Source organism: Pseudorhodobacter antarcticus (assembly GCF_900110135.1).
GTDB classification, from domain to species: Bacteria; Pseudomonadota; Alphaproteobacteria; order Rhodobacterales; family Rhodobacteraceae; genus Pseudorhodobacter; species Pseudorhodobacter antarcticus.
The window spans coordinates 1-25805 of the sequence record NZ_FOCO01000044.1; the positions used below are offsets into that span (position 1 = coordinate 1).

Consider the following 25805-nt stretch of genomic DNA (forward strand, 5'->3'; position numbering starts at 1 on the left):
AAGCTTGTCACCTTGATCATCGGTCCATTAACTTGCGTCAACTTCCCTACAAGGCCGATATGCGTCGGTACGTCCATCGAAACGTCCAAACCGCCCACATATCTCTTCAGATAATATCAATGTCAAAGAGCACGAAGACAAAAACAACCGCCACGCTAATCTCTTAGCGTAACAACCGCCGTATCTCCAAAATTCCCGAACCCTTCCAGATCCCCGCCGCCGCCGCTTCCGATCGTTTCCAACCGTCTTCGTTTCGGTAAGGCAGCTTCTAGGTCCAACGACAAACACCCGCAAGTGGAAAAAGACAGAAAAATGACATTTTCTTTTTAAGGTCAATGTTTGTTGGGAAAAATTCCAGTGCGGCGCGCTGCATTGCCCAAACTGCCCCTAGGGAAACTTGACCAGATCGTCAGGTTTGGCCGAATCCGCACCCGAATCCTTCCCTTTTCTCCCGCCTGATTCCCCACAACCACTCCGAATCCCGCTGCACCAAAGCCCCCGTCAGCCCCCAAAGGTGATTTGCCCCGCGCCAACCATCCGTCCGATCCTTCGTTCTAGCCACCGCTTCTAATGCCCACCCCAAGGGCCCGCGCCTTACAGACCAGCAACACCTCATCCGGCCCAAACGCTCATCGCCCTCGCAGGCATCTCTTATCGCCCCTCCCTCCTAGGGCCCGCCGCTTCACCTCGCCTCTCTATACAATACTCTATGACGACTGCCGCGCCGCCCATCACCGCGCAAAGCCACAAGGCCGGTGCTTGCCCTGTCGCCCAAGCGCGCCTCGCAGGCCACCTTCCGGCATAAAACCGCCCCCCGCTTGCACAGGAGGCTTGACCACCGCGCGCCCTTCGTCCTCTATCACGACAACACGATATTCCGGCGTGACCGGGTTTAAAAGGAATTGCCATATGTCCAACTCCAGCCCCGCCGGAAAGTCCGTGCTCGCCTCCGATCTGAAAATCACAGGCGACATTGTCTCCAAGGGCAGCATAGAGGTGATGGGCGAAATTGACGGCTCCATCACCGCCGACAGTGTGATTGTCAGCCACGAAGGCAATGTCAAAGGAACGATCGCTGCAAAAACGGTGGATATGCGCGGCAGCATGAATGGCAAAGTCGACAGCGGTACCCTTACCCTGCGCTCAGCGGCCCAGGTGACCGCTGAAGTGGTCTACACCACCCTTTCCATCGAAAGCGGCGCGCAGGTCGAAGGCTCGTTTAAAATCAAAAAGGCCTAAGTTTTGGGCGGGATGGCATAGGTCAGCCCCGCCCGCGCCACAGGCGCTGTCTGCCCTTCCGAAAACAGCAACACATCCCCCACCGCCAGCACGCGCCCCAGCTTCAACACCCGCGCTTGGGCAATCAACGCCCGCCCCGCCGCAGGCTTGCGCATGAAATCAATGCTGCAATTCGTGGTCACCGCCAATGCCACCGGGCCAATGCGCGACAGTATCGCCAAATACATCGCCACATCCGCCAACCCAAACATCGACGGCCCCGACACTGTGCCACCGGGCCGCAAATGCTGCGTACCCACGTTAAGCCGCACCTCCAACAACGCCTCCGTCACCGCCAGCACCGTGAAATCCTTTGCCACCTGCGCAAACTCCGCCGCCAAAAACCCGGTCAGCGCGTGCACATCCATCACAATCGCCATCAGCTTTCTCTTTCCCTCTGTGTCGCACGCGCTAAACTGCCCTAACACTCCAACAAAAGAAAAGGGCAAACCATGACCGAGATTCTAATCCGAGAGGATTTGCCCGGCAACATCGCCCGCCTTACCCTCAACGCGCCCGGCAGCCTGAATGCGCTGTCCGATGCGATGCTGGCCGCGTTGAACGTACAGCTAACTGCCCTGCAAACCGACACCACCACCCGCGTGGTCATCCTGCGCGGCGCTGGCAAAGTGTTTTGCGCTGGCCACGACCTCAAGGAAATGCAGGCAGGCCGCGCAAGCGCAGACAAAGGGGCCGCCTATTTCGCCGATCTTTTCGCACGCTGCGCCGATGTGATGATGTCCATCACCACCCTGCCCCAGCCCGTCATCGCCCAGGCCCACGGCATCGCAACCGCCGCCGGGTGCCAGCTGCTCGCCACCTGCGATCTGGCCGTCGCCGCCACGGGCACGCGTTTTGGCGTCAATGGTGTCAACATCGGTCTGTTCTGTTCCACGCCCATGGTGGCGCTGACCCGCAACGTCGCGCCAAAACACGCGTTTGAAATGCTGATCACCGGCGAATTCATCGACACCGCCCGCGCCTATGACATCGGCCTGATCAACCGCACCGCAACGCCCGAAACTTTGGATGATGTCACAATGCACCTCGCCCAAACCATCGCCACCAAACTGGGCAGCGCCGTGCGCATCGGCAAAAAGGCGTTTTACGATCAATCCGGCATGTCACTGGCCGATGCTTACGCCCACACGAGCGCGGTCATGGTGGAAAACATGCTGCAACGCGACACCGACGAAGGCATCACCGCCTTTATCGAAAAGCGGCACCCAGATTGGCACCGCTAACCGTCACAGCTTGTAAATCCCGCGGAATTTCTCCTCAAGGTAATCCAACAACGGCCCTTCATGCGGCGCAAACCCGCAAGCGCGCGTGATCACCTCCACGGGCGTATGAAGCCCGCCATGCGTCTGCACATTCTCGCGCAGCCACCCCGTGGCCCCCGACGTGTCGCCCGCCGCCAGCGCCTTATCCAACCCCGGCACCGCCGCACGCATCGCTTGGTTCAAACAGCCCGCATAGAGGTTGCCCAGCGAATAGGTCGGGAAATACCCAAACAAGCCCACCGACCAATGCACATCCTGCAACATCCCGTTTGATGGCTTATCCACCCCAAAGCCAAAATCGGCCTTAAAGCGGTCATTCCACGCCGCCTCCAGATCACCGACCAGCAAATCCCCCGACACCAGCGCGCGTTCCAAATCAAACCGCAGCATCACATGCAGGTTATACTGCACCTCATCCGCCTCGGTCCGAATATACCCCGCCCGCACTTTGTTCACGGTGCCGTAAAACGCGTCCGCATCCTTGGCGATGAAATCGGTAAACTGCGCGCGCATCCGCCCCATCAACCAACCCGTAAACGCCCGGCTGCGCCCCAACTGATTCTCATAAATCCGGCTTTGGCTTTCATGCACGCCCATTGAAACACCCGCCCCCAACGGCGTCAGCGCATAACTCGGATCAATCCCCAGCTCATAACAAGCATGGCCCACCTCATGCACGGTGGAATAGAAACAGTTGAATGGGTCACTTTCCACAACCCTAGTCGTAATCCGCGCATCAGACCCCGATCCAGATGAAAACGGATGCACCGAAAAATCCAAACGCCCCCGGTCCCAATCATACCCAAACGCCGTGGCCAACTCCCGCGCGACCTTCATCTGGCCCTCCGCGTCAAACCGCCCCTCCATCGCCTCTGGCTGATAGTCTGCATCCAACACAGCACCGCGTAACGCAACCAGCCGGGGCCGCATCCGGTCAAACATATCGCCCAAACTGGCAGCAGTCGCGCCGGGTTCATAATCCGCAATCAGCGCATCATACAAATCGCCGCCCTGCGCCAAACAGGCCGCTTCTTCGCGCCGCAAATCAATCACTTGCTTCAGGCTGGGCAAAAACGCCGCCACATCATTTGTCGCCCGCGCCTCCGCCCACACCCCTTGCGAGGCTGACGTCACCCGCGCCAACTCCTCCGCCAACCGCGCCGGAATTTTGGAATTGCGCACAAAACTGCGCTTGATCAGCCGCACATTGGCCCGCCCCACGTCGTCGCCCGGCGCAGCCTCCTCCAGCCAATCGCCCAACCGCGTGTCCGTGCGCCGCGCGTGCAAAACCGCCTCCATCGCGCCACACTCCTCGGCGCGCTGCGCCGCAGCCCCGCGTGGCATTGTGGTTTCACGGTCCCAATCCAATCGCCCGGCGACTTGGCCCAACGCCTCGGTCTGGCGCTGAAACGCCATCAAATCATCATAAGCCGTGGTGCGAATGTTCATGCTGTGCCTTCCCGAATGGACCCCATGCGGGGAAACTGCGCCAAATGCCGCGCCCGAATAATCAAAACCCACAAAATCACCGCGCCAATTTGGTGCGCAATCGCCGTATGCACCTGCGCCGCCGTCAGCACCGCCGCAATGCCCAAAACCACCTGCACGCTCATCATCCCCATAACCCAATGATAGGCCCGCTTGGTCGCGCGATGCGCCGACTTGCGCCCCCGCAACCACACCACAATGGCAAAGGCAAACAGGGCATACCCGCTCATCCGGTGCATAAACTGCACCAAACCGGGGTTCTCAAAAAACGCATGCCACACGGGCAAACTGCCCCCCGCCCCATCGGGTACATAAAACGCATCCGCCGGGAAAAACTGCCCATTCATATCGGGCCAAGTGGGATAGGCGCGCCCCGCATCAATCCCCGCCACCAGCGCACCCAAAATAATCTGCAAAAACGCAAAATGCATCAACCCGGTGGTCATGCCAAACAGCCGCCCCTCGCGCACACGCCGCGCCTGCAACAACGAAGCCTCCGACCGCCCCAGCAAAAACACATACCACGCGATCAACCCAAGGATAATAAACGCCAACCCCAAATGGGTGGCCAAACGGTACGATGCCACATCCACCCGGTCGCCGCCCAAGCCCGATGACACCATCCACCAGCCAATCGCGCCCTGCAAACCGCCCAGCGCGCCAATCAACACCAACCGCCCGTTCCAGCCCGCAGGCACCTTGCGCGCGATCAAAAATCCGGCAAACCCCACGGCCCACACCATCCCAATCACCCGGCCCAACTGCCTGTGGCCCCATTCCCACCAATAGATGACCTTGAACTCGGCCAAGCTCATCCCTTTGTTTTGCAACTGATATTCCGGAATGGCACGGTATTTATCGAACTCCGATGCCCATGCCTCGGCACTCATCGGCGGCATAGCGCCCGTGACAGGCCGCCATTCGGTGATCGACAATCCGCTGTCGGTCAACCGCGTCAAACCGCCCACCGCAATCATCACCACGACCAGCGCAAACAGCATCATCAACCACAACCGGATGCCCCAACGCGCGCCCAAATCCCGCCGCGCAATCATCCCAGCCGCGCCGCCCGCCGCCCCACTTGGCGCGGCCCCCGCACCAACATCTTCAAAAATACTGCGCTTTGTGGTCATGGTATTCTCACTTTGTCCGCACCCCATGCGGGGGTCACATTACAGCGTAGATACTAGGCCGCAGCCTCCCCCGCTTCAAGTCCCAGCTGCACCCCCTGCGCGCGCCTGCCGCAGGGGCAAACCGCGCAAATCCCCCCAAATCTGCGACATTTCCACAACGCACCAGCCCCGTAAACCCACCCATAGGGCCAAGTCCCTGTGCATTTGCCACATCTTGGGGTATTTTTGCCCAAATCATAACAGTACCTCCAGAAACGGACCCAGTATGAAAATCGCCGCCGCCCTTCTTATCGTCGCAGCTGCCCTCGCAGCCCCCATGACAGCCAGCGCAGGCAGCCTAGATAACACCGCCGCCGACAGCGCCGTGTCCTACCCCACCCCTGCAGCGCGCACCCCCGGCTTGATGTTCACCCTGCGCGGTGGCGTGGCCGCAGGCCCGGCTTATTTCGGGTCCAAGAAAACTGTCGCAGGCCCCGATCTGGGCTTCAGCCTTGATTATCTGCGCTTGCCCGGCGGCTACTCCCTCGGCGACCCAGATCCTTACGCGGTGAAACTCGGCTTTGCACCTTTCGCGTCGCTGAACTTCATCGCCAAACGCTCGGCCGTTGATTACCCCGAACTCACCGGCCTGCCCGATGTCAAAGCGGCTTTTGAACTGGGCGCAGGCATCGGCTACACTCATCAAAACTTTGAGGCGTTCGTCGCCGCCCGCTACGGCGTGATCGGCCATGAATCCTGGGTTGGCGAAGCTGCGGTAAACATGGTCGCCCGCCCCAATGACGCGCTGACCCTGCGCGCAGGCCCCCGCGTGTTCTTTGCCGACAGCGATTACGCCAACACTTATTTCGGCACGCCAAGCTATACGGCCAAAGGCGGCATCCTCTCGACGTCCTTCGACGTGGGCGCAACTTATGAATTGAACGATGTCTGGGCCCTCGACGGCGCAATCCGCTACGAACAATACCAAAACGATGCGAAAAATTCACCTATTGTTCAGCAGGGCAAAGACAGCAACGTCAGCTTGCGCTTGGGCGTCTCGCGCCGCTTCAGCTTCTAAACCAAAAACCAAACCAATCAAAAAAGGGGGCTGCGTTTCATCGCAGCCCCCTTTTCACATCCCCCCTCATCCCCAAAAAAACGCGCCCCCTGTTTTTCTGTTCTTAAATATCCCCCGCGGAGCGTCCATCACCCGCCCCGCACCACTTCGCGTCTACTTCACAATCCCCCGCGCCAACTGCCGCAACATCCCGTGAAACGTTGCCACTTCGGCCTTGGTCAGCCCCAAACGCGCCCACATATTGCGCAAACTCTGCTTCATTCCCGGCACTTTGGCGGCAGGAAAGAAAAACCCAACCCCCTCCAGCTTTTCCTCAAAGTGATCGCCCAGCTTTTCCACCTCAACCCGGCTCGCAAATTCGGTGCGGTTAAATCCCATCACCTCGCCTGCCACATCCGCAGTCTGCCGCCGCCACTCATACCCCATCAACAACACGCATTGCGCAATGTTCAAGCTGGGGAAATCGGGGTTCACCGGCACGGTGACAATCGTATTGGCCAACACCAAATCATCATTCTCCAACCCCGCGCGTTCGGGCCCAAACATCACACCCACTTTCTTGCCCGCCGCCACCAGCGCCCGCGCGCGCGCCATCGCGGCCTCGGGCGTCATCACGGGCTTGGTCAACTCCCGCCCCCGCGCGGTGGTCGCAAACACATAATCGCAATCCCCAATCGCGGCCTGCACATCCGCATAGGGCCCCGCCGTTTCCAGCAACCGCCCGGCCCCAGATGCCACCGCCACCGCCTTTGGGCTGGGCCAGCCATCGCGCGGGTCCACCACCCGCAACCGCTCCAACCCGAAATTCAACATCGCGCGCGCCGCCCCGCCAATGTTTTCGCCCATCTGCGGGCGCACCAAAACAAACACTGGCGGCACCTGATCGGCAACCGGCACGCTCACCAAACCCACATCTTCCATCACCAAACCCCCAAAATCTTTGCCCCCAATTACCCGCCACGCCCCGCAATCACAAGCCGACCCATCCCCAATGGCCAAGCGCCCTTTTCTGCGCTAAACTACCCCAAAGTTTCAGGAGCATCTTATGGCCGACGCTGACCGCCCACAAATCTACCTCATCACCCCCCCCGCGTTCGACCTTGCCCCTTTTGCCGACCGCTTAAAATCGGTGCTGGATGCGCATGACATCGCTTGCCTCCGCCTCACCCTCGCCGCCAAGGACGAAGACGCGCTGGCCCGCGCCGCCGATGCTTTGCGCGAAATCGCCCATGCCCGCGATGTGGCGATTGTTGTGGAAAACCATGTGCTGCTGGCCGATCGCCACGGCCTTGACGGCGTTCACCTGACAGACACCCGCAAAAACATCCGCAAACTGCGCGATGACATGGGCGCGGACGCGATCATCGGCGCCTATTGCGGTATCACCCGCCACGACGGCATGAACGCAGCCGAGGCGGGTGCCGATTACGTCTCCTTTGGCCCCGTCGGCCAAACCAACCTTGGCGATGGCACATCGGTCGACCATGAACTCTTCGAATGGTGGTCCGCAATGATCGAGGTGCCAGTTGTCGCCGAAGGTGCGCTCACCACCGCCCTCGTCGAAAAATTCGCCCCCGTCACCGACTTTTTCGCCGTCAGCGATGAAATTTGGGCCGCCGACGATGCCAGCGCCGCCCTAAAGGCCCTGCTCGCCCCCTTGGGCTGACCGCACAGACATTTCGCAGGCCGCAGCCAAATCCTTGCGGCCTGCAAATGCATCCACCGCCAACGGCGCGTGAAACGTCACCACCACGCGCCCACGCCGCGCCGATGCCAAAATCCGCAGCAAATGCGGCGCAAAATCCATATCGCCCCACCAACCATAAAACCGCGCATCCGCCCCTTTGGGCGCAAAATACCGCACGGAAACCGGCTGAATATGCATCACCGCCTCCATCCCATGGGTGAAAAACGCGGCAAACAGCGTGGATTTGAACGGCAACACCCGCAAACTGTCGGTGCTGGTCCCTTCGGGGAAAAACAACAACCGATGCCCCGCCCGCAACCGCGCTTCAAATGCGGCTTGCTGCACCCGCGCTTGGGCCGGATCGCGCGCGATAAACACTGTCCCCGTGGCCCGCGCCAACCAGCCAATCCCCGGCCACCGCGCCACCTCCGCTTTCGACACAAAATACACCCGGTCGCAGGCATTCAGCACAAAAATATCCAGCCAAGACGCATGGTTGGCCACCACAGCCCCCGCAACCCGCATCGGCCGCCCCACCACTTGCACGCGCAGGCCCATAATCATCAACGCCAAACGGCAGACGGCTTGGGTGATATACGGCGTCACCGGGCGGCGCGGCGCAAACGGCACCTCCACCACTCGGCACGCAAGCAGCAACACCAACCCGCCATAGGTCACAGTGGCAAAAGGCACAATCCGCAGCAAAACCCGCAGCCAGCCCAACCCGCCAATCGGTCCCAACGCAGGCTTGTCACCCCGCCAATCATCCATGCCAATCATCCATAACGTCGCTCATAATACCGCTTGTGCCGCGCCGACATCGCGCCCGTGTCCATCACCACCAACACATCCGTGGTGTTGAACGCATGGTCCACAAACACGCCTTCGCCCACAAACCCGCCCAACCGCAAATACGCTTTGATCAACGCAGGTGTCGCCACCAATGCCGCGCGCTTGTCCACCGCCGCGGGCAACACCTCCGCCAATTGCGCATGCGGCCCAATCGCCCGCGCCCGCAACCCCTCAGGGGCCAAATGGCACTGGTGCAAAAACCCCAACGGCTGCGCCAGTGCTGCCACATCGGTGCCCGCAAAACTCGCGGCACCAAACATCACCTCAATCCCATGGCGCAACACATAATCGCCCAGCGCGTTCCACAAATGAAACATCGCACTGCCGCCCCGGTAATCGGGATGCACACACGACCGCCCCAATTCCAACAGCGCCTTGCCGGACGCGCGCAGGGGGGTCAAATCAAACTCCCCTTCCGAATAAAACTGCGCGCCCGCATCCAACCGCGCGCCCGGCAGCAGGCGGTACACACCCACCACATCTTCCAAACTGTCCGCATCCCGCCGCGTGTCAATCAACAGCAGATGGTCAAAAACCGCGTCAAACCCGTCACATTCCAGCCGCGCGGCGTGGTCCACCAGCGGCCCATTGGCCCCCAATTCCTCCACAAACACGGCGTATCGCAACCGCTGGGCCGCAGCCAAATCCCGCGCGTTTTGCGCCAGCCTGACCGTGAAATGGCGGTCGCCCTGATCCATTCGTACCGCCTCCAAATCCACAGCGCCTACCTAAGATGCGGCCAGCCGCATTGCAACCGCGCGCCCTGCGCAGAAAAATCAATCACCAGTTGAAATCGCGCCCCCCCCCGGCCTAACCTGCGCCTCAAACGTCCCAAACCACCTCTAACTCCACCCTTTGCCCATCAATCACCACCTTGCCTTGATGTTCAAAATTCACTGTCACCCGGTCGCCAATCCGCGATTGCACTTGCCCCAAACCCCAGTCCGGCGCTTGTGGGTGGCGCACCATCATCCCCGGCTCCAACGCTGAATTCATCCTACCCCCTCCCCTAAAAAAGGCCCGCGCCCATGACCAACAAGATAGATCTTGCCGCCCTCCTTGGCTCTCGGATTTGCCACGACCTTATCAGCCCGATTGGCGCGATCGGCAATGGGGTGGAATTGATGATGATGAAAGGCGGTACCCCCTCACCCGAATTGCAACTGATCACGGAAAGTGTGGCCGCCGCCAACGCCCGCATCCGGTTTTTCCGCATCGCCTTTGGCCTGTCGGGGGGCGAACAGCGCCTGTCGCGCAATGAACTGGCCAAGGTGCTGGCCGACAACAGCGCAGGCGGCCGCTTGACCATCGACTGGCAACCCCCCTCCGACATTCCACGCGGTGACGCAAAGCTCGCCTTTCTCGCCATACTTTGCTGCGAATCCGCCCTCGCCTATGGCGGCCGCATCACAATTACGCTGGAAGAAGGCAAATGGCTGGTCGCAGCCACTGCAGACCGTCTGCGCATCGACGATTTGGTCTGGGACAGCTTGTCCGCCCCCAACCCCGACATTGCCCCGGCCCAAGTGCATTTCGCCTTGTTCGCCGCCGAAATCGCGGTGCAAAAACGCCGCCTGATCACTGAAATCACCCAAACCAGCGTTTCGCTGCATTTTTGACAAAGGCGCTGCCATGACCCACCCAAACGCTGCCGCCTGCCTCATGGGGGCATTCGTCGCCGATGCCGCCACTTTAGGCCTGCATTGGCTCTATGATCCCGCCCGCATCGCGTCGGTGGCAACAACCAATGGCGGCCCCGCCTTCGTGCCGCTGAACCCCGCGCATTTCGACGGTGTGCCCGCCTACTACGCCCACGCCGCCCGCCAAAACGGCGACCTGTCGCAATATGGCGAGGTGTTGGCGACCGCGATCCACAGCATCAATGATCAACACGGCTTCAACCTGCCCGAATATCAAAAGGCTTACGCCGCCCATTTCGGCCCCGGCGGCGCTTATGTCGGTTATATCGACCGCGTCACCCGTGGCACGCTGCAAAATATCGCATCAGGTCAGACCGACCCGTCAGGCATCGACGATGATCAACTCCCCGCCATCGCCGCCTTGCCCGCCTTGGTCGTCATGGGCGCGCCCGCGTCAACCGCGCAAGCCGCTGTGCAAATGACCAATGTGAACGACACCGCCACCCGCCACGCCCTCGCCTTTGCCGATCTGCTGGCCCGCGTGCTGAACGGCGAACCCGTCCAAACCGCCCTGCACGCAGCCGCCGCCACCACCACGGGCGCGCTGCACACCGCCCTCACCGCCGCCCTACAAAACACCCAAAATTCCACCGACTACGCCGAAACCACAGGCCGCGCGTGCCACTTGCCAATGGCCCTGCCGCTGGCCTTCCACATTCTGGCAAACACCACCAATTACACCGATGCGATCAACGCCAATATCCTCGCAGGCGGCGACAGTTGTGGCCGCGCGATCATCATCGGCGCGGTTATGGCCGCGGCCCACGGCACAAGCGAAAACGGTATCCCCGCCGCATGGATCACCAAAACCAACCATCACACGGCGCTAAACCACGCCTGCCAAACCCTTGCCCGAAATGCCTGAAATCCGCCAATCGCCTGCGCCATGCTGCGCACATTTGAACCCAGCATCGCCGAAATCCAACGCCTCTACGTCACACCAAGCGCGCGTGGCAACGGCCTCGCCCGCACCCTCAGCCTCAGCCTTGCCCTAATCGACCACGCCCGCGCGCAAAACTTCCACACAATCCGCCTCGACACCGCCCGCCACCTCACCGGCGCGATCAACCTCTACCAATCCCTTGGGTTTCAGGAATGCAGCCCCTACCACGCCCTCACCCCGCAAATGGACCATTTCATCGTCTATTTCGAACGCAGCCTGTAACAACCCCGCGCGCGCTTTGGCAAAAGCAACTCACGCCCGGCACGTCCCATCGCCCGTGACCAAATACTTAAAACTCGTCAACTGCTCCGCCCCCACTGGCCCCCGCGCATGCATCTTGCCGGTCGCAATCCCAATCTCGCCGCCCATCCCAAACTCACCCCCATCGGCAAACTGGGTCGACGCGTTGCGCATCAAAATCGCACTGTCCAACCGCTGGAAAAACCGCGCCGCAACCGCATCGTTCTCGGTCAAGATCGCCTCGGTATGGTTGGACCCAAATTCCCGAATATGCGCAATCGCCCCGTCCACGCCGTCCACCACCTTGGCGGCGATAATCATACCCAAAAACTCATGCCCAAAATCATCGGGGCTGGCAGGCACAACGCCGGGCACAACGGCCACTTCGCGGCAGCCCCGCACCTCCACCCCCGCATCCAGCAAATCTTGCACCAAAACCGCGCCATGCCGCGCCCAAAACGCCCTATCAATCAACAAACACTCCGCCGACCCGCACACCCCTGTGCGCCGCGTTTTCGCATTCAAAACCACGCGCCGCGCTTTGGCCAAATCCGCATCGCCATCGGCGTACACGTGGCAAATCCCCTCCAGATGTGCAAACACCGGCACCCGCGCCTCGCGCTGCACCAACCCCACCAACCCCTTGCCCCCACGCGGCACAATCACGTCAATATACGCCGCCGCCCGCAGCATTTCGCCCACCATTTCGCGGTCGCGCGTCGGCACCAACTGCACGGCTGCGGCCGGCAACCCCGCCCCCTCCAAACCCACCACCATGCAAGCATGGATCGCTACGGATGACTGAAAACTCTCCGACCCGCCGCGCAAAATCACCGCATTCCCGGCCTTCAGGCACAAAGCGCCTGCATCCGCCGTCACATTCGGGCGGCTTTCATAAATCACGCCAACCACCCCCAACGGCGTGCGCACGCGCTGAATGTGCAACCCCGTCGGGCGGTCCCATTCGGCCATCACCACGCCCACCGGGTCGTCCTGCGCGGCAATCTCGCGCAAACTGCGCACAATGCCGGCAATCCGCGCTTCGTCCAGCATCAACCGGTCCTGCATCGCGCCCGACAATCCCTTGGCCCGCGCGAACTCCATATCCACCCCATTGGCGGCAATTATCCCCGCGCGCGCCGCCCAAACCGCCTCCGCCGCCCCCATCAACGCCGCCCGCTTGGCGTCCCCACTGGTGCAGGCCAATTCCGCCGCCGCCGCCCGCGCCCGCGCGCCCATCTGCGCCATCAACTGGCCCGCATCCACCGTATCCATGCCCCACCCCCTGCAATTATGCGTCAGAATTACCCTCAATCCCCCCCTGTTGCAATCGTAGGGCAAAAGTGAATAGCCCCCCCCGCCCCCTCATGTTAGGCAAGGGGCTAATCAAAAGGCATACCCTCAATTTGACGACAGATTCGCCAATTTTTCAGGTGCAAACCAGCACAGATAACGGAACCACGCATGTCACCATGCAGGGCGCGTTTTCACTGGCCGCCCTCACAACACTCTCCAAAACCCTGACCGCTGCGGCGGCCAACGGCCCCACGACGATCGACACCGCAAACGTCACGCGGCTGGATACCAGCGCCGCCTACGCTCTCGCGCAGGCCGAAAAATCCGGGCCCGTCACCATAACTGGCCTCACCCCCGATACGCAGGCGCTCCTCAACACCGTGCGCCGCGCCTTGCCAAAACCCGACCGCGCCGCGCAAAAACCCAAAACCCTGTCGGACCAGCTCGAATCCGTGGGCCGCACGATGGCGGGCGCGGGCCACTTTATGCTTGAACTTTTGGGCTATTTCGGCCTGTTTCTCGACCGCTTGGTGCGCTCCATCCGCCACCCCAGCGAATTTCGCCTCACAGCCCTTGTGCATCACTGCCAAGAAGTCGGGGTAAAGGCGGTGCCCATCGTCGCCCTCATGTCCTTTCTCATCGGCATCGTTTTGGCGTTCCAAGGGGCCAGCCAGCTGCGCCAATTCGGGGCGGAGGTGTTTGTCGTCGATCTTATCGCTGTCTCCATCCTGCGCGAACTTGGCATCCTGCTCACCGCGATCATCGTGGCAGGGCGCACCGCATCCGCCTTCACCGCCGCCATCGGCTCGATGAAAATGCGCGAGGAAATTGACGCCATGCGCACCCTTGGCATCGACCCCGCCACCGCGCTGTTTGTGCCGCGCATCCTGTCGCTTCTTATCATGCTGCCCATCTTGGGCCTCATCGCCAACCTCTCGGGCCTGATCGGTGGCGCTTTGATGTCTTGGGTCGAACTTGGCATTTCGCCCGGCATGTTCCAAAGCCGTCTGGTGGAAAACACCGGGGTCTGGCACTTGCTGGTCGGCATGATAAAGGCCCCGTTTTTCGCCCTGATCATCGGCATCGTCGGCTGCCACGCAGGCATGCAAGTCGGCAGCAATGCCGAAAGTTTGGGGCAAAAAACCTCCTCCTCGGTCGTCACTGCCATTTTTGCGGTGATCGTAACCGATGCGATTTTTTCCATCTTTTTTGCACAGGTGGGCGTATGACCACCAATACCAAAGACCCGGTGATCCGCCTGTGCGGCATCCGCAACCAATTTGGCAGCCATGTCGTCCATGACGGCCTCGATCTTGATGTCTATCGCGGTGAAATCTTGGGCGTGGTCGGCGGTTCCGGTACGGGCAAATCCGTGCTTTTGCGCTCCATCGCGGGTCTGCAAACCCCCACGGCGGGCGAGATTGAGGTGCTGGGCACCAACGTGCGCACCGCAACCGAAGATCAGCGCCAAGCACTTGAACGCCGCTGGGGTGTCATGTTCCAAGACGGCGCTTTGTTCTCCTCCCTCAACGTGCGCGAAAACGTCGAGGTGCCGATGCGCTCCGTCCCCGGCCTCGACCCCGAACTGCGCCGCCAAATGGCCGACCTCAAAATCTCGCTGTCGGGCCTGCCCTATCTTGCGGGCGATAAATTCCCGTCCGAACTGTCAGGCGGTATGCGCAAACGCGCAGGCCTTGCACGCGCGCTGGCACTCGACCCCGAAATCGTGTTCCTTGATGAACCGACCGCGGGCCTCGACCCCATCGGCGCCGCCGAATTTGACACGCTGACCCGCCAACTTTCCGATACGATGGGCCTCACGGTGTTCATCGTTACCCATGACCTTGATACCTTGCACGCGATCTGCGACCGCATCGCCGTGCTGGCCGAAAAAAAGGTGTTGGTGACAGGCACGATGGCCGAAATGATGCAGGTCGATCACCCTTGGGTGCATGAATATTTCCACGGCCCCCGCGCCCGCGCCGCGATGGACGCAATCCCGACCAAGACCAAGACCAATCCCGACAATAAAGGCGACTGACCCATGGAAACACGCGCAAATTACGTCCTGATCGGGCTGTTCACCATTCTGGGCTTCATCGGCATGCTCGCCTTCACCCTTTGGTTTGCCCGCGTCGAACTCGACAGACAATTCGCGTATTATGATGTGAAATTCACCTCCGTCTCCGGCCTCGCCCGCGCCTCCGATGTGCGCTTTGCAGGCCTGCCCGTCGGCCAAGTGGTCGAGGTACGCCTCTCGCCCGACAATGATGGCTCCATCCTCGTGCGCCTCGAAGTGGCCCAAGACACCCCGGTGCGCACCGGTTCCGTCGCCACCATCGAAAGCCAAGGCGTCACCGGCGTCTCTTTCGTCGGCATTTCCCCAGGTGAGGCGGGCGAGGCCATGCTGCGCGACACCTCCGACCTCGAAATCCCCCAAATCACCCCCGGCCGCTCCATGCTGCAAACCCTGTCCGAAGACGCCCCCGCCGTAGTCGAAGAGGTCCTCGCCTTGGTCCGCGAAATCAGCAGCCTGATCACCAACGAAAACGTCGGCCGCATCGACAACATCCTCGCCAACGTCGAACGCGCCTCCGAAGGGTTCGCACAATCGCTCGATGACTTCACTGTCGTCGCGGGCGCTATCTCCGGCTTTGCCATCGAAATCTCCAACTTCAACGTCATGCTTGAAGATGTCACCACACAGGCCGAACAACTGTTCCAAACCGCCGATCAAACCCTGATCGCGATCACAGATTTGGCAAAAGAAACCCAAACCACCATGGAAACCGGCACCAAAACGCTGGAACAAACCACCCAAACCATGACCACCGCCGAAACCTACATCACCACCGACCTCGCGCGCATCGCCACAAATCTGACCGAGGGCCTTACCGAAACCCGCGCGCAAATCAGCACGCTGGGCGACCAAGCCCGCACCATGCTGGCCGAATTCCAAAAAACCGGCGAAACCGCCACCGCCCGCCTCAACCAAGCCGAGGCGACGATCAAAGCCACCGACGACATGCTGGTGCAACTCGATATCACCTTGGAATCAATGGACAAAGCCTCCATCAGCTTTGATGATCTGGTGACCAAAGACGGCGCCGAAATGGTGGCCGAGGCGCGCGCAGCCCTCGCCCCCATCGCCGCCGCCGCCCAAAATGATTTGCCCGCGATGGTCGCCGATATCCGCGCCGCCACCGCCACCGCCAACCAAGTCATGACCGATGTCGGCGCTTCCCTCACCTCTGCCACCGCCAAGGCCGACGGGGTGATGGACACCGCCGCCACCGCCCTTGCCTCCGTCACCGACAGCTTCACACGCGCCAACACCACCCTCACCGCGATCAACTCCGCCCTCGCAGTGGGCGAACGCACCCTGATCGCTGCCGAAAAAACCTTTGACGGCGCGGACCGCGTGATCAACGAAGATATCAGCGCCATCACCACCGACCTGCGCCGCACCATCCAAGGGCTTGATGAAGCGATCGCAGGCGTCTCCGCCGCAATCCCGCAGGTCACCGCCGATGTCACCGCCGCCTCCGACGCCGCGCGCGAAACGTTTGAACAAGTCGCGCGCACAGTCGCCGCCGCCGATCCGCCCATCCGCGATTTCACCAACGCCGCTTTGCCGCAATTCACCCGGCTGGCCCGCGAAACGCGTGAATTGATCAACAACCTCGATCAACTCACCAAACAAATCCGACGCGATCCCGCGCGCTTTTTCCTTGGGGGCAACACCCCCGTGTTCAACCGTTAATTTGAAAGAGGTCCTGCCCATGACCCGCGCAACCACCCAAAAAACCACCCTCCTGCTCGCGCTCGCAACCGCAGCCCTCCTGCCCGGTTGCTCCGCCCTCTCCGCGCTCAGCGGGGCCGCAACGCCCTTGTCCGACTATGATCTCAACGCGCCCGCCACCCCGGTCCAAGCCCGCACCACCTCATCGCGCCAACTGGTCGTGGAACTGCCCACCGCCCCCGGCGCGCTCACCACCGACCGCATCCTGATCCGCCCGCACCCTTTGCAGGCCGCCTACCTCCCCGATGGCAAATGGGCCGAAGAAACGCCAACAATGCTGCAAACCCTGATGGTCCGCAGCTTTGAAGATGCTAACGCCTTCCGCTATGTCGGCCGCCGCCCCTTGGGCTCGATGGGCGATTATGCCCTGCTCACCGAACTCACCGATTTTCAGGCCGAAGCAGCGGCAGACGGCCAAACCGCCACCATCCGCCTGCGCCTCACCGCACGTCTGGTCCGCGAAGAGGATGCCAGCGTGATCGCATCGCGCAGCTTCACCCAAACCACCCCCGTCCCCTCCACGCAGGCGTTGGCGCTGGTCGAAGGCTTCAACACCGCCAACCAAGCGATGCTTGCCGATCTGACAATATGGGTATTGGACGCCGCCAAAATCAGCATCAAACGCTAAACCAAGGCCACCCAAAACGCAGGCTACCCAAACACGGCCCAAAAAAACCGCGCCCCCCTTTTTCTGTTCAAAAATATCCCGGGGGGCCGCAAATTGCTGCGTAATTTGCGGTGGGGGGCAGCGCCCCCTCACCTCTCAAATTTCACAAAACCATGTCGTCGCGGTGGATCAACGCCGCCCGCCCAACCGATCCCAAAATCTGCGCAATTTCACTCGATTTATGCCCAGCAATCGCGCGCGCTTCCACCGCCGTGTATCGCACCAACCCTTTGCCCAACACAGCACCACCGGGGCCCACAATCGCCACCGGGTCGCCGCGCCCAAAGGCCCCCGAAACCCCCGAAACCCCCGCAGGCAACAACGACTTGCCAAGCCGCAAGGCCGCAACCGCGCCTGCATCCACATGCACTTCGCCGCGCGGCTTCATCGCATTAATCCAGCGTTTGCGCGCCAATTGCGGGTCCGCTTGGGATACGAACCACGTGCGCGCCGCGCCATGCGCCAGCGCTTGCAAAGGCCGCAACACCGACCCCTCCATAATCGCCATGGCACAACCGCCCGCAACAGCGGTTTTCGCGGCCATAACTTTGGTTTTCATCCCGCCTTTGGACAAGCCCGAAATAGGGTCGCCTGCCATGGCTTCCAGCGCGGGCGTGATCTTTTCCACCACGTCAAACCGCACGGCGCTCGCGTCCTCTTTCGGATTGGCGGAATAAAACCCATCCACATCCGACAGCAAAATCAACTGGTCTGCGCCCACCGTCACCGCAATTTGCGCCGCCAATCGGTCGTTGTCGCCATACCGAATTTCATCGGTGGCCACCGTGTCATTTTCATTCACAATCGGCACCACGCCCAACCCCAGCAGGGTTTCCATGGTCGCCCGAGAATTCAAATACCGCCGCCGATCTTGGGTATCTTCCAGCGTCACCAGCACTTGGCCCGTCACAATCCCATGCGGGGCCAGCACTTCTTCATAAGCGCGGGCCAGCCGGATTTGCCCCACCGCCGCCGCTGCCTGTGATTGTTCCAACGCCAATTCGGCATGGGGCAACCCCAAAACCGTGCGCCCCAACGCGATCGACCCTGATGATACGATCACCACATCCGTCCCGCGCGCTTTCGCCTCCGCCACGTCCAGCGCCAATGCCGCCAGCCAGTCATGCCGCAACCCCGAAACCCGGTCCACCAACAACGCCGACCCGATTTTAATCACCAGCCGCTTGGCCGCGCGAATATCCGGCGCTTTTACGGTGTCCAAGGCGCTTCATCCGTCACAACAACGCGCCCATCCAAAATCTGCTGGTACAAACGGCGCAAAACATCCGGCAAGCCTTGGTTCGACACGCCCGAAATCTTAAACACTTCCCCGTCCACAACACTCGCCAACTCGGCAAAGCGCGCTTCCAGCGTTTCCTCATCCAACGCATCAATCTTGGTCAGCGCGGTAATCCGTGGCTTATCCCCCAACGCCTCAGCATAGGCTTCCAGCTCGGTGATAATCGTCTGGTAATCCTGCGCCACCGTCTCCGATGTGCCGTCGACCAAATGCAGCAACACCGAACAGCGCTCCACATGCGCCAAAAACTGCATCCCAAGGCCCGCGCCTTCCGATGCGCCCTCAATCAGCCCGGGAATATCGGCCATGACAAATTCATGCCCATCAATCCCCACAACCCCAAGGTTGGGCACCAAAGTGGTAAACGGATAATCCGCAATTTTCGGCCGCGCATTGGAAACAGACGCCAAAAACGTCGATTTCCCCGCGTTCGGCAACCCCAGCAACCCCGCATCCGCGATCAGCTTCAAGCGCAGCCAAATCGTGCGCTCCACCCCCTCTTGCCCCGCATTGGCCCGCGCCGGTGCGCGGTTGGTCGATGATTTGAACTGCAAATTCCCCCAGCCGCCATTGCCCCCCTTGGCCAGCATCACGCGCTGCCCCACAGTGGTCAAATCGGCCAGAATCGTTTCCTCATCCTCGTCCAAAATCTCAGTGCCCACCGGCACTTTCAAGATAATATCGTCGCCCGTCTTGCCCGTGCGCTGGCTGCCCATCCCGGGCTGCCCAGATTTGGCAAAGAAATGCTGCTGATACCGAAAGTCGATCAGCGTGTTCAAGCCATCGACAGCCTCGGCCCAAACCGTGCCGCCCTTACCACCATCGCCGCCATCCGGCCCGCCAAATTCGATAAACTTCTCACGACGGAACGACACACACCCCGACCCACCGCCACCAGAGCGGATGTAAACTTTGCACAGATCAAGGAATTTCATGGGACAGGCTTTCCGGGGGTTAAATCAAAACATGCAGCTACAGCAGTGGCGGCCTTTCCTCAAGGCCTCACCCCATCTTGCGCAAATAGGTCCAAGTTTGCACCCGCGCATTGCGCGCCACACTAAAACTTTCCGCATCGCCCAAATAGCTGAACCCACAATTCGTCAACACCCGCGCCGACCCCGGATTGTCCTGAAACACCTGCGCAAAAATCGCCTTATTGCCCAGCGGGTTGGCCGCCATCAACGCCTCCACCGCCTCGGACGCATAGCCGGTGTTCCAAAACGCCGGCGCCACCCAATAGCCGATCTCGGATTGGTCCCGGTCCATTTGCTTTAGGGATATCACCCCCAAAACCTCCGGCAAACCCACGGCCAACCCGTCCATCACCCAAACCCGCTCCGCTACGCCAGATGCCCCCATGGCCCGCGCAATAAACGCCTCCGTCGCACCGGGCGGCAACGGATGCGGGATCGAACTCGTCGCCTCCGCCACGCGGGCATCCCCCGAATACATCGCAATCAGCCCCGCATCCGACACGCGCACCGGCCTCAGCATAAACCGCGCCGCCTCAATCACGTCCAAAACCTGCAACATCTGCAATCCCTCCTTCCGAAAGCATACCCCTAAACGCCAAAAGGACCGGCCTTTCAGCCGATCCCCTTGTTACATGCGTAACGGTTCGACTTATTCAGCAGCCTCGGCAACCGGGACAACCGAAATAAACATGCGGCCCTTCAGGCCTTTCTTAAACGTCACCTTGCCTTCAAGAACGGCATAGATGGTGTGATCCACCCCCATCCCAACGCCCGTACCCGGGAACATCTGGGTGCCGCGCTGACGCATGATGATGTTGCCCGGAATGGCCGCTTGGCCCCCAAATAACTTCACGCCCAAACGACGGCCGGCCGAATCACGACCGTTGCGGGATGAACCACCAGCTTTTTTATGTGCCATGGGGGATTACTCCTCGGTCGCGGCAGCTTTGGCTGCCTTTGGTTTCACCGCGGCCTTGGCCGCAACTGGCTTTGCCGCAGCTTTTGCCTTGGCAGGGGCAGCAGCCGCAGGGGCCGCCGCGTTGTTATGGGCCGCGCGGCGCGCATCGGCAGTGCCGGTCGCAGCTTTGACGTCCGACTTATCACCGCCAGATGCCATCACATCGGTCACGCGCAACAACGTCAAGTGCTGGCGGTGGCCTTTGGTGCGCTGGCTCGAATGTTTCCGGCGACGCTTTACATAGTGGATGACCTTCGGGCCTTTGATCTGCTCGATCACTTCGGCCTGAACGGCAGCGCCTGCCACCAAGGGCACGCCAACGGTCAGCGTCTCGCCGCCAACCATCAAAATCTCATTGAACTGGATCTTATCACCAGCCACGCAATCCAATTTCTCCACGCGCAGGATATCCCCGGCCTGAACCTTGTATTGCTTGCCGCCTGTCTTAAGGACCGCGAACATCAGTCTTTCCTCTTCATTTCTCCGCGCTCTCTGGCCCCGGCTTAACCCGGCGTTTGCAGCTACCTCGAACGGCGCGCCCCCAGTGGGGCGTGACAATATAATATCCCGGTCAAGTGAAACACCTGCCCGCGATAGCGTCTTATCCGTGATCAACCCTGCAGAGTCAATCAGCGAAGCACGCTTCCCGATCAGGTTTAATCCCCAATGATGAAGCAAGGGTTAACCGCGATCAAAAGGCGTAGGGTGGGTGCAACCCACCGCCCGCCCAAAACCACCCCGTCAAATCACCCCCATCGCCCGCATTGCATCCGCAACGCGCACAAATCCGGCAATATTCGCCCCCAAAACGTAATCGCCCGGCGCCCCATATTCTTCCGCCGTCTGGAAACAGGAATCATGAATTCCAATCATGATCTCCTCCAAACGCCCTTCGGTTTTCGCAAAGCTCCAGCTGTCGCGGCTGGCGTTTTGCTGCATCTCCAACGCCGAGGTCGCAACCCCGCCCGCGTTCGCCGCCTTGCCGGGCGCAAACAAAATGCCTGCCTTTTGAAACAAATGCACCGCTTCGGGCGTGCAGGGCATATTCGCCCCTTCGGCCACCGCGATCACGCCGTTTTCCACCAGCTTTTTGGCATGGTCCTTGCCCAATTCGTTTTGCGTCGCACAGGGCAGCGCGATGTCGCAGGGCACATCCCAAATGCTGCCGTCCTTTACATATGTCGCGCCATTGCCGCGCAACGCCACATATTCAGAAATACGCCCGCGCCGCACCTCTTTGATTTGCTTAACCAAATCCAGATCGACACCCTTTTCGTCCAGAATATACCCGCCCGAATCCGAACAGGCGACAATTTTGCCCCCGAACGACAGCACCTTTTCCATCGCGTAAATCGCCACGTTGCCCGACCCGGACACGACAACGCGCTTGCCTTCAAAATCCGTGCCCTTTTGCGCCAGCATGGACCGTACAAAAAACGCCGTCCCGTACCCGGTCGCCTCTTTGCGCGCGCGCGATCCGCCATAGGACAGGCCCTTGCCCGTCAAAACACCCGCATCAAACCGGTTGTTCAGGCGTTTGTACATGCCAAACATATACCCGATTTCGCGCGCACCCACGCCAATATCGCCTGCGGGCACATCAACGTCGTGGCCAATATGGCGATTCAATTCTATCATGAACGACTGGCAAAACCGCATCACTTCGCGGTCCGATTTGCCCTTGGGGTCAAAGTCTGAACCGCCCTTACCACCGCCAATTGGCATCCCCGTCAGCGCGTTTTTGAACGTCTGTTCGAACCCCAAAAACTTGATAATCCCCACATTGACCGATGGGTGAAACCGTATCCCGCCCTTATATGGGCCCAAGGCCGAGTTAAACTGCACCCGAAACCCGCGGTTGATCTGCACATTGTTGTTGTCATCAATCCACGGCACCCGGAAAATGATCTGGCGCTCCGGTTCACAAATCCGCTCGATCAGCGCCTCGTCCGAATAATGGGGATTTCGCTGGACAACCCGCCCCAAGCTTTCCAGCACTTCACGCGCGGCTTGGTGAAATTCCGGCTCGCCCGCGTTGCGGTGCATGACGGTGCTTAAAATTGGTTGCAGTTTTTCATCAATGGTGTTCACGGGGGGGGGCTCTTTCGCAGGTGATATGCAAGAGGGTTCGCCTAAATTTTAAGCAAACGCAAGGGCATGCAGCGGGGCTTTTCCAACCCGTCCAAAATTGGCAGCACATCGCACCCGATTGACCGCAATCCAAACCTTAATATTCAGTAAACAACATTATTAAAATCTATAAAAAACAAACACCTAACCGCTGCATCGCGCGCGATGCACCCCGCAAACCGCACCTCAAAACCTCCAGCCTTAAATATCCTCACCCATCATCTGCCGCGCCGCCGCCCGCCCCAAATCCCGAGAGATAGCTGAGAATACCTCATCAAATGCCCCAAAAAGTGCTGCGTTCAATTTCTGCCCCGCAGCCGTCTCACAAAACGCCAAATAGGCCGCGAAATCCGCATCCGAAAGCGGCCCATAAGCCAGCGCCAGATAGGGGAAAATCCACCCCTCCGTCTCGTTCCGAATGTCCGGTTCCTGCCCCCAAACATCGGCCAGCATGTCCTCTTGCGTCATATCCTCCGACAGCGCCCCCACCTCGCCCATGCCTTGCAAAAACGCCAGGTTCGAATTCATCGCCCCCATCACATTCATCTCAATCAAATCATTCGCATCGGAAAACGCCTCCAACGCTCCCATCCGCGGCGCCTCCTCAGCCCGCATATCCTCAACCCGCGCTTTGGCCGCGTCCTCCACCGCCTCGTCCATCAAGGACCGCCGCGCCTCCACCTCCAGCGTCAAAATCTGCTGGCCCAGGTCGGTTTTGAAAAACCCTTCAATCGCAGGCAGCTCCGCCTCCGCGCCCGCAAACTGGTTGGAAAAGGCCGCCTCAAACCGCGCCCGCATCGTCGCACCATCATAGATCAGCGCGACGCCTTGGGTCCAGGTCGCCCCCCCCGCCTCAGGAAACAGCTCCGCCTCCATATCCTTCCCGTATTTCAGCCCCTCTTGCTGCATCACGGCGATCACATCGTCGATTTTCAACACTTTGATCAGCGCCGAAACCGAAGGCCCCGCCTGTTGCTGCGTCAATGAAAGCGGCACCGGATTGGCGAACCCACCCCCGGCAAAAAGAACGGCACCCACAAAAGCAACAGACATCAAAAAAGAGGAGTGGCGCATGAAAAGTTCCCGCAAATATAAGCTCATTCCAGACATAAACCTTCCCCCCCGCCTTGCCAACCCACCCCCCACACAACAGCGCGATCCAGCCGTATCAAGAAATTTAAAACCCACCCCTCAAACGCTTGAAATCAAGCTTGCAACCCAAAGCCCGGCAAGTTACATGGCGCAGACGATCCCCGCCGCGGAGAGGTGCCGGAGTGGTCGAACGGGGCGGTCTCGAAAACCGTTGAGCCTGTGAGGGTTCCCAGGGTTCGAATCCCTGTCTCTCCGCCACGCACCATTGATTTCATTGAATAAAATTGTGGTTTTTAGAATTTATCCCACTACACACCCCACAAAGAAAAAGCGCTTGGAAGTCCGTGTTCAAGGCGTTCGATCGCATGGAATCACTTGCATCTTTTTGCCTTTCAACTGCCCGCGCACAAACTTTACTATCTCGTGCGGTCCCTATTTGGACGCCACAGAGAATGCACCGCCCCCCCGGTCAGGCCAAATTCTCTGAATTGTGGAAACGTGCAAAGTGCAGCGCAATCCGGTCCCTATCGGCAATCCTGAAAAGAAAAACCCACCCCCACCCGTAAATCTGCGGCAACGGGAAAACGCCAGCACACTCCGGTCCTTTGAAACAGACGCCCAAACAATGCGATACCCCCACCCCTGTTTCTTTCAGCTATCAATCGGAACGAAGGGGCAGGCATCGGTCCTTAGATCAATCGGCCCAAGGTCTACACGCCCCCCTAGTAGGTAGAACAGCGGGTCGGGTGCAACGGGTTGGCCTTCATGCGCGCGCATAGCGGGGGGGGGGGGGCATGAAAACCTAAACGCAATGCCTTTCAGGACCGATGTGTCCCGTTTAGTGCTTTCGCTAATACAGTTTTTCCCAAGGGGCGGGCTGTCAGTCGCTCGCGCGCGCTTGGTGCAATTCGTTCGCACAGTCCCGTGCCAGCTTCACCAGCGCCATCAGGTTGCGCCTGCCAGTCTCCACCGCTTGCGACCTGTCACCATGCACCCAAGCCCCATTGCCGGGGTCTGTTGGCGCGCCACCGCCCGCGCCAACACCTTCCAACTCGCCGAGGTCGCCGTCACTGGCCCAATGGTGCGCGCCATCCTCGCTGCGATCCACCGATTACGGGTGCCGCCGTTATGCGCGTGACCGCGATCCAGACCCGAACTAAACGAATTTGGCAGGACAGGTCCGCTCGCCGCGCTGAAAAACTGCGCCGCCGGGCAGGGATGGCCCGGCTTTGCGGTCCAATCAACCCACATTCGGGAGCTCTGACGGCTGCAGCAAAGCTTAGAGGCATAAAACTCTTGATCAGGCGGCAAGATAAAGCAAATCTGACGTCAAGCGGCAGGCCACTTGGGGAATGTCAGCCAAAATCCTTGACTGGTGCGCAGAATGGCGTCAGTTTTTGGAGGATGATATTTTACTTGGGGAATTCCGAGTCAGAGCTGGTAGATTTGCATAAATCAGTAATGAACTCTAGCTACGAATCCATATATGTTAGATGCTAGCTGTTCCATCCCGGATGATCACATTTCCCCTCGGCGATCTGCGCTTTTCATGGCAAGATCGGTTCTGAGGGACATTCTAGACGGGGTGCGACCATGCTGATCCATCTTCACAAGCAGGCTACGACGACGCCGAAGGTCCGGGCTGCTATTCAGGCCAGCGATGATGCGGGGACGGTTCTTGCTGAACGGTTCGGTGTGACGCCGCAGACGATCTACAAGTGGCGCAAGCGTGACAGCGTTGCGGATCGCAGCCACACGCCGCATCGGCTGCAGACGACGCTGAACCCCGCTCAAGAGGGTTGCCGTAGCGCTGCGCCGGGCGCTTCTGGTCTCGCTCGATGACTTGCTTGCGGTGGTGCGGGAATTCCTCAACCCGGACACCTCCCGCTCAGGGCTTGATCGGTGTCTGCGGCGCCATGGCGTTG

Annotated in this window: 27 protein-coding genes, 1 tRNA gene and 1 pseudogene; 13 read left to right on the plus strand and 16 right to left on the minus strand. The window is 60.1% G+C overall.

Features of this window, described 5'->3' with window-relative positions:
* The first annotated feature begins 909 nt into the window (after positions 1 to 909).
* Positions 910 to 1239, plus strand: a complete 330-nt coding sequence (locus tag BMY36_RS15890; RefSeq protein ID WP_050520314.1) for a bactofilin family protein — start codon at positions 910 to 912, stop codon at positions 1237 to 1239.
* Here the strand turns inward: BMY36_RS15890 and BMY36_RS15895 are convergent.
* A complete protein-coding gene (locus tag BMY36_RS15895) occupies positions 1236 to 1658 on the minus strand; it encodes a PaaI family thioesterase (RefSeq protein ID WP_050520315.1) in 423 nt (140 codons plus the stop codon). The two genes, BMY36_RS15890 and BMY36_RS15895, sit on opposite strands and share 4 nt — an antisense overlap.
* Before the next feature lie 72 nt (positions 1659 to 1730).
* On the opposite strand from BMY36_RS15895, the gene BMY36_RS15900 reads away from it, so the two are divergent.
* Positions 1731 to 2522 (plus strand): enoyl-CoA hydratase, encoded by a 792-nt coding sequence (locus tag BMY36_RS15900; RefSeq protein ID WP_050520316.1) that lies wholly within the window; start codon positions 1731 to 1733, stop codon positions 2520 to 2522.
* A 3-nt stretch (positions 2523 to 2525) separates the two neighbouring features.
* Here BMY36_RS15900 and BMY36_RS15905 read toward each other — a convergent pair whose 3' ends face one another.
* Together BMY36_RS15905 and ctaA are read right to left on the minus strand one after the other, a co-directional pair.
* Positions 2526 to 4010 carry a carboxypeptidase M32 gene (locus tag BMY36_RS15905; protein WP_050520317.1) on the minus strand — a complete coding sequence of 495 codons (1485 nt, stop codon included), beginning with the start codon at positions 4008 to 4010 and terminating at the stop codon, positions 2526 to 2528.
* Complete coding sequence (gene ctaA / locus BMY36_RS15910) at positions 4007 to 5182, minus strand: heme A synthase (protein WP_050520318.1); 1176 nt, start codon at positions 5180 to 5182, stop codon at positions 4007 to 4009. The genes BMY36_RS15905 and ctaA overlap by 4 nt, the downstream gene beginning before the upstream one ends.
* Before the next feature lie 265 nt (positions 5183 to 5447).
* Here ctaA and BMY36_RS15915 point away from each other — a divergent pair, with 265 nt between their 5' ends.
* Positions 5448 to 6239: a MipA/OmpV family protein gene (locus BMY36_RS15915; protein WP_050520319.1), complete on the plus strand. Its 792-nt coding sequence runs from the start codon at positions 5448 to 5450 to the stop codon at positions 6237 to 6239.
* Between the two features lie 153 nt (positions 6240 to 6392).
* Here the strand turns inward: BMY36_RS15915 and BMY36_RS15920 are convergent, their stop codons facing one another.
* Complete coding sequence (locus BMY36_RS15920; RefSeq protein ID WP_050520335.1) at positions 6393 to 7160, minus strand: RNA methyltransferase; 768 nt, start codon at positions 7158 to 7160, stop codon at positions 6393 to 6395.
* 124 nt (positions 7161 to 7284) lie between these two features.
* Here BMY36_RS15920 and BMY36_RS15925 point away from each other — a divergent pair, with 124 nt between their 5' ends.
* Complete coding sequence (locus BMY36_RS15925; protein ID WP_050520320.1) at positions 7285 to 7905, plus strand: thiamine phosphate synthase; 621 nt, start codon at positions 7285 to 7287, stop codon at positions 7903 to 7905.
* Here the strand turns inward: BMY36_RS15925 and olsA are convergent.
* The 3 genes from olsA to BMY36_RS15940 all read right to left on the minus strand — a co-directional run bounded on the left by olsA (position 7876) and on the right by BMY36_RS15940 (position 9774).
* On the minus strand, positions 7876 to 8697 hold the full coding sequence (gene olsA / locus BMY36_RS15930; protein WP_050520336.1) for a lyso-ornithine lipid O-acyltransferase: 822 nt from the start codon (positions 8695 to 8697) through the stop codon (positions 7876 to 7878). The genes BMY36_RS15925 and olsA overlap by 30 nt on opposite strands.
* 5 nt (positions 8698 to 8702) lie before the next feature.
* Positions 8703 to 9476, minus strand: a complete 774-nt coding sequence (gene olsB, locus BMY36_RS15935; RefSeq protein WP_050520337.1) for an L-ornithine N(alpha)-acyltransferase — start codon at positions 9474 to 9476, stop codon at positions 8703 to 8705.
* Between the two features lie 124 nt (positions 9477 to 9600).
* Positions 9601 to 9774, minus strand: coding sequence for a DUF3553 domain-containing protein (locus BMY36_RS15940; protein WP_074818885.1), 174 nt, complete (start codon positions 9772 to 9774; stop codon positions 9601 to 9603).
* Positions 9775 to 9806: 32 nt separating this feature from the next.
* Between BMY36_RS15940 and BMY36_RS15945 the strand changes: the two genes are divergently transcribed.
* The 3 genes from BMY36_RS15945 to BMY36_RS15955 are packed head-to-tail and all read left to right on the plus strand — an operon-like array spanning position 9807 to position 11643.
* Positions 9807 to 10397, plus strand: coding sequence for a histidine phosphotransferase family protein (locus BMY36_RS15945; protein ID WP_050520321.1), 591 nt, complete (start codon positions 9807 to 9809; stop codon positions 10395 to 10397).
* Positions 10398 to 10410: 13 nt separating this feature from the next.
* Complete coding sequence (locus tag BMY36_RS15950; protein WP_050520322.1) at positions 10411 to 11343, plus strand: ADP-ribosylglycohydrolase family protein; 933 nt, start codon at positions 10411 to 10413, stop codon at positions 11341 to 11343.
* 9 nt (positions 11344 to 11352) lie between these two features.
* On the plus strand, positions 11353 to 11643 hold the full coding sequence (locus tag BMY36_RS15955; protein WP_331458139.1) for a GNAT family N-acetyltransferase: 291 nt from the start codon (positions 11353 to 11355) through the stop codon (positions 11641 to 11643).
* Positions 11644 to 11673: 30 nt separating this feature from the next.
* On the opposite strand, the gene BMY36_RS15960 is transcribed toward BMY36_RS15955, so the two are convergent.
* Positions 11674 to 12936: a glutamate-5-semialdehyde dehydrogenase gene (locus BMY36_RS15960; protein ID WP_050520324.1), complete on the minus strand. Its 1263-nt coding sequence runs from the start codon at positions 12934 to 12936 to the stop codon at positions 11674 to 11676.
* A gap of 197 nt (positions 12937 to 13133) precedes the next feature.
* Here BMY36_RS15960 and BMY36_RS15965 point away from each other — a divergent pair, with 197 nt between their 5' ends.
* Genes BMY36_RS15965 through BMY36_RS15980 form a run of 4 tightly spaced genes read left to right on the plus strand, consistent with a single transcriptional unit; the run spans position 13134 to position 17387 of the window.
* On the plus strand, positions 13134 to 14186 hold the full coding sequence (locus BMY36_RS15965; RefSeq protein ID WP_082224884.1) for an MlaE family ABC transporter permease: 1053 nt from the start codon (positions 13134 to 13136) through the stop codon (positions 14184 to 14186).
* Positions 14183 to 14998: an ABC transporter ATP-binding protein gene (locus tag BMY36_RS15970; RefSeq protein WP_050520325.1), complete on the plus strand. Its 816-nt coding sequence runs from the start codon at positions 14183 to 14185 to the stop codon at positions 14996 to 14998. Before BMY36_RS15965 ends, BMY36_RS15970 begins: the two co-directional genes overlap by 4 nt.
* A gap of 3 nt (positions 14999 to 15001) precedes the next feature.
* Positions 15002 to 16720, plus strand: coding sequence for an MlaD family protein (locus BMY36_RS15975; protein ID WP_050520326.1), 1719 nt, complete (start codon positions 15002 to 15004; stop codon positions 16718 to 16720).
* A gap of 19 nt (positions 16721 to 16739) precedes the next feature.
* Positions 16740 to 17387 (plus strand): ABC-type transport auxiliary lipoprotein family protein, encoded by a 648-nt coding sequence (locus BMY36_RS15980; protein ID WP_050520327.1) that lies wholly within the window; start codon positions 16740 to 16742, stop codon positions 17385 to 17387.
* A 142-nt stretch (positions 17388 to 17529) separates the two neighbouring features.
* On the opposite strand, the gene proB is transcribed toward BMY36_RS15980, so the two are convergent.
* From proB to BMY36_RS16015, 7 genes are all read right to left on the minus strand, one after another.
* Positions 17530 to 18624, minus strand: a complete 1095-nt coding sequence (proB, locus tag BMY36_RS15985; protein WP_175469318.1) for a glutamate 5-kinase — start codon at positions 18622 to 18624, stop codon at positions 17530 to 17532.
* Positions 18625 to 18635: 11 nt separating this feature from the next.
* Positions 18636 to 19661, minus strand: a complete 1026-nt coding sequence (gene obgE, locus BMY36_RS15990; RefSeq protein ID WP_050520329.1) for a GTPase ObgE — start codon at positions 19659 to 19661, stop codon at positions 18636 to 18638.
* A gap of 67 nt (positions 19662 to 19728) precedes the next feature.
* Positions 19729 to 20259 carry a GNAT family N-acetyltransferase gene (locus BMY36_RS15995; protein ID WP_050520330.1) on the minus strand — a complete coding sequence of 177 codons (531 nt, stop codon included), beginning with the start codon at positions 20257 to 20259 and terminating at the stop codon, positions 19729 to 19731.
* 90 nt (positions 20260 to 20349) lie between these two features.
* Positions 20350 to 20619: a 50S ribosomal protein L27 gene (gene rpmA / locus BMY36_RS16000; protein ID WP_050520331.1), complete on the minus strand. Its 270-nt coding sequence runs from the start codon at positions 20617 to 20619 to the stop codon at positions 20350 to 20352.
* A gap of 6 nt (positions 20620 to 20625) precedes the next feature.
* Complete coding sequence (gene rplU / locus BMY36_RS16005; RefSeq protein ID WP_050520332.1) at positions 20626 to 21120, minus strand: 50S ribosomal protein L21; 495 nt, start codon at positions 21118 to 21120, stop codon at positions 20626 to 20628.
* Positions 21121 to 21399: 279 nt separating this feature from the next.
* A complete protein-coding gene (gene gdhA / locus BMY36_RS16010) occupies positions 21400 to 22749 on the minus strand; it encodes an NADP-specific glutamate dehydrogenase (protein WP_074818888.1) in 1350 nt (449 codons plus the stop codon).
* A gap of 240 nt (positions 22750 to 22989) precedes the next feature.
* The gene (locus tag BMY36_RS16015) at positions 22990 to 23841 is read right to left on the minus strand and encodes a DUF2059 domain-containing protein (protein ID WP_074818893.1); all 852 of its coding nucleotides are present in this window, start codon (positions 23839 to 23841) and stop codon (positions 22990 to 22992) included.
* Between the two features lie 207 nt (positions 23842 to 24048).
* Here BMY36_RS16015 and BMY36_RS16020 point away from each other — a divergent pair.
* Positions 24049 to 24138 (plus strand) — tRNA-Ser (locus BMY36_RS16020).
* Positions 24139 to 24760: 622 nt separating this feature from the next.
* On the opposite strand, the gene BMY36_RS20010 is transcribed toward BMY36_RS16020, so the two are convergent.
* Positions 24761 to 24988 carry a hypothetical protein gene (locus BMY36_RS20010; RefSeq protein ID WP_050520334.1) on the minus strand — a complete coding sequence of 76 codons (228 nt, stop codon included), beginning with the start codon at positions 24986 to 24988 and terminating at the stop codon, positions 24761 to 24763.
* A gap of 485 nt (positions 24989 to 25473) precedes the next feature.
* On the opposite strand from BMY36_RS20010, the pseudogene BMY36_RS16030 reads away from it, so the two are divergent.
* Positions 25474 to 25805 (plus strand): annotated as a pseudogene (locus BMY36_RS16030) (IS481 family transposase); the annotation flags it as partial.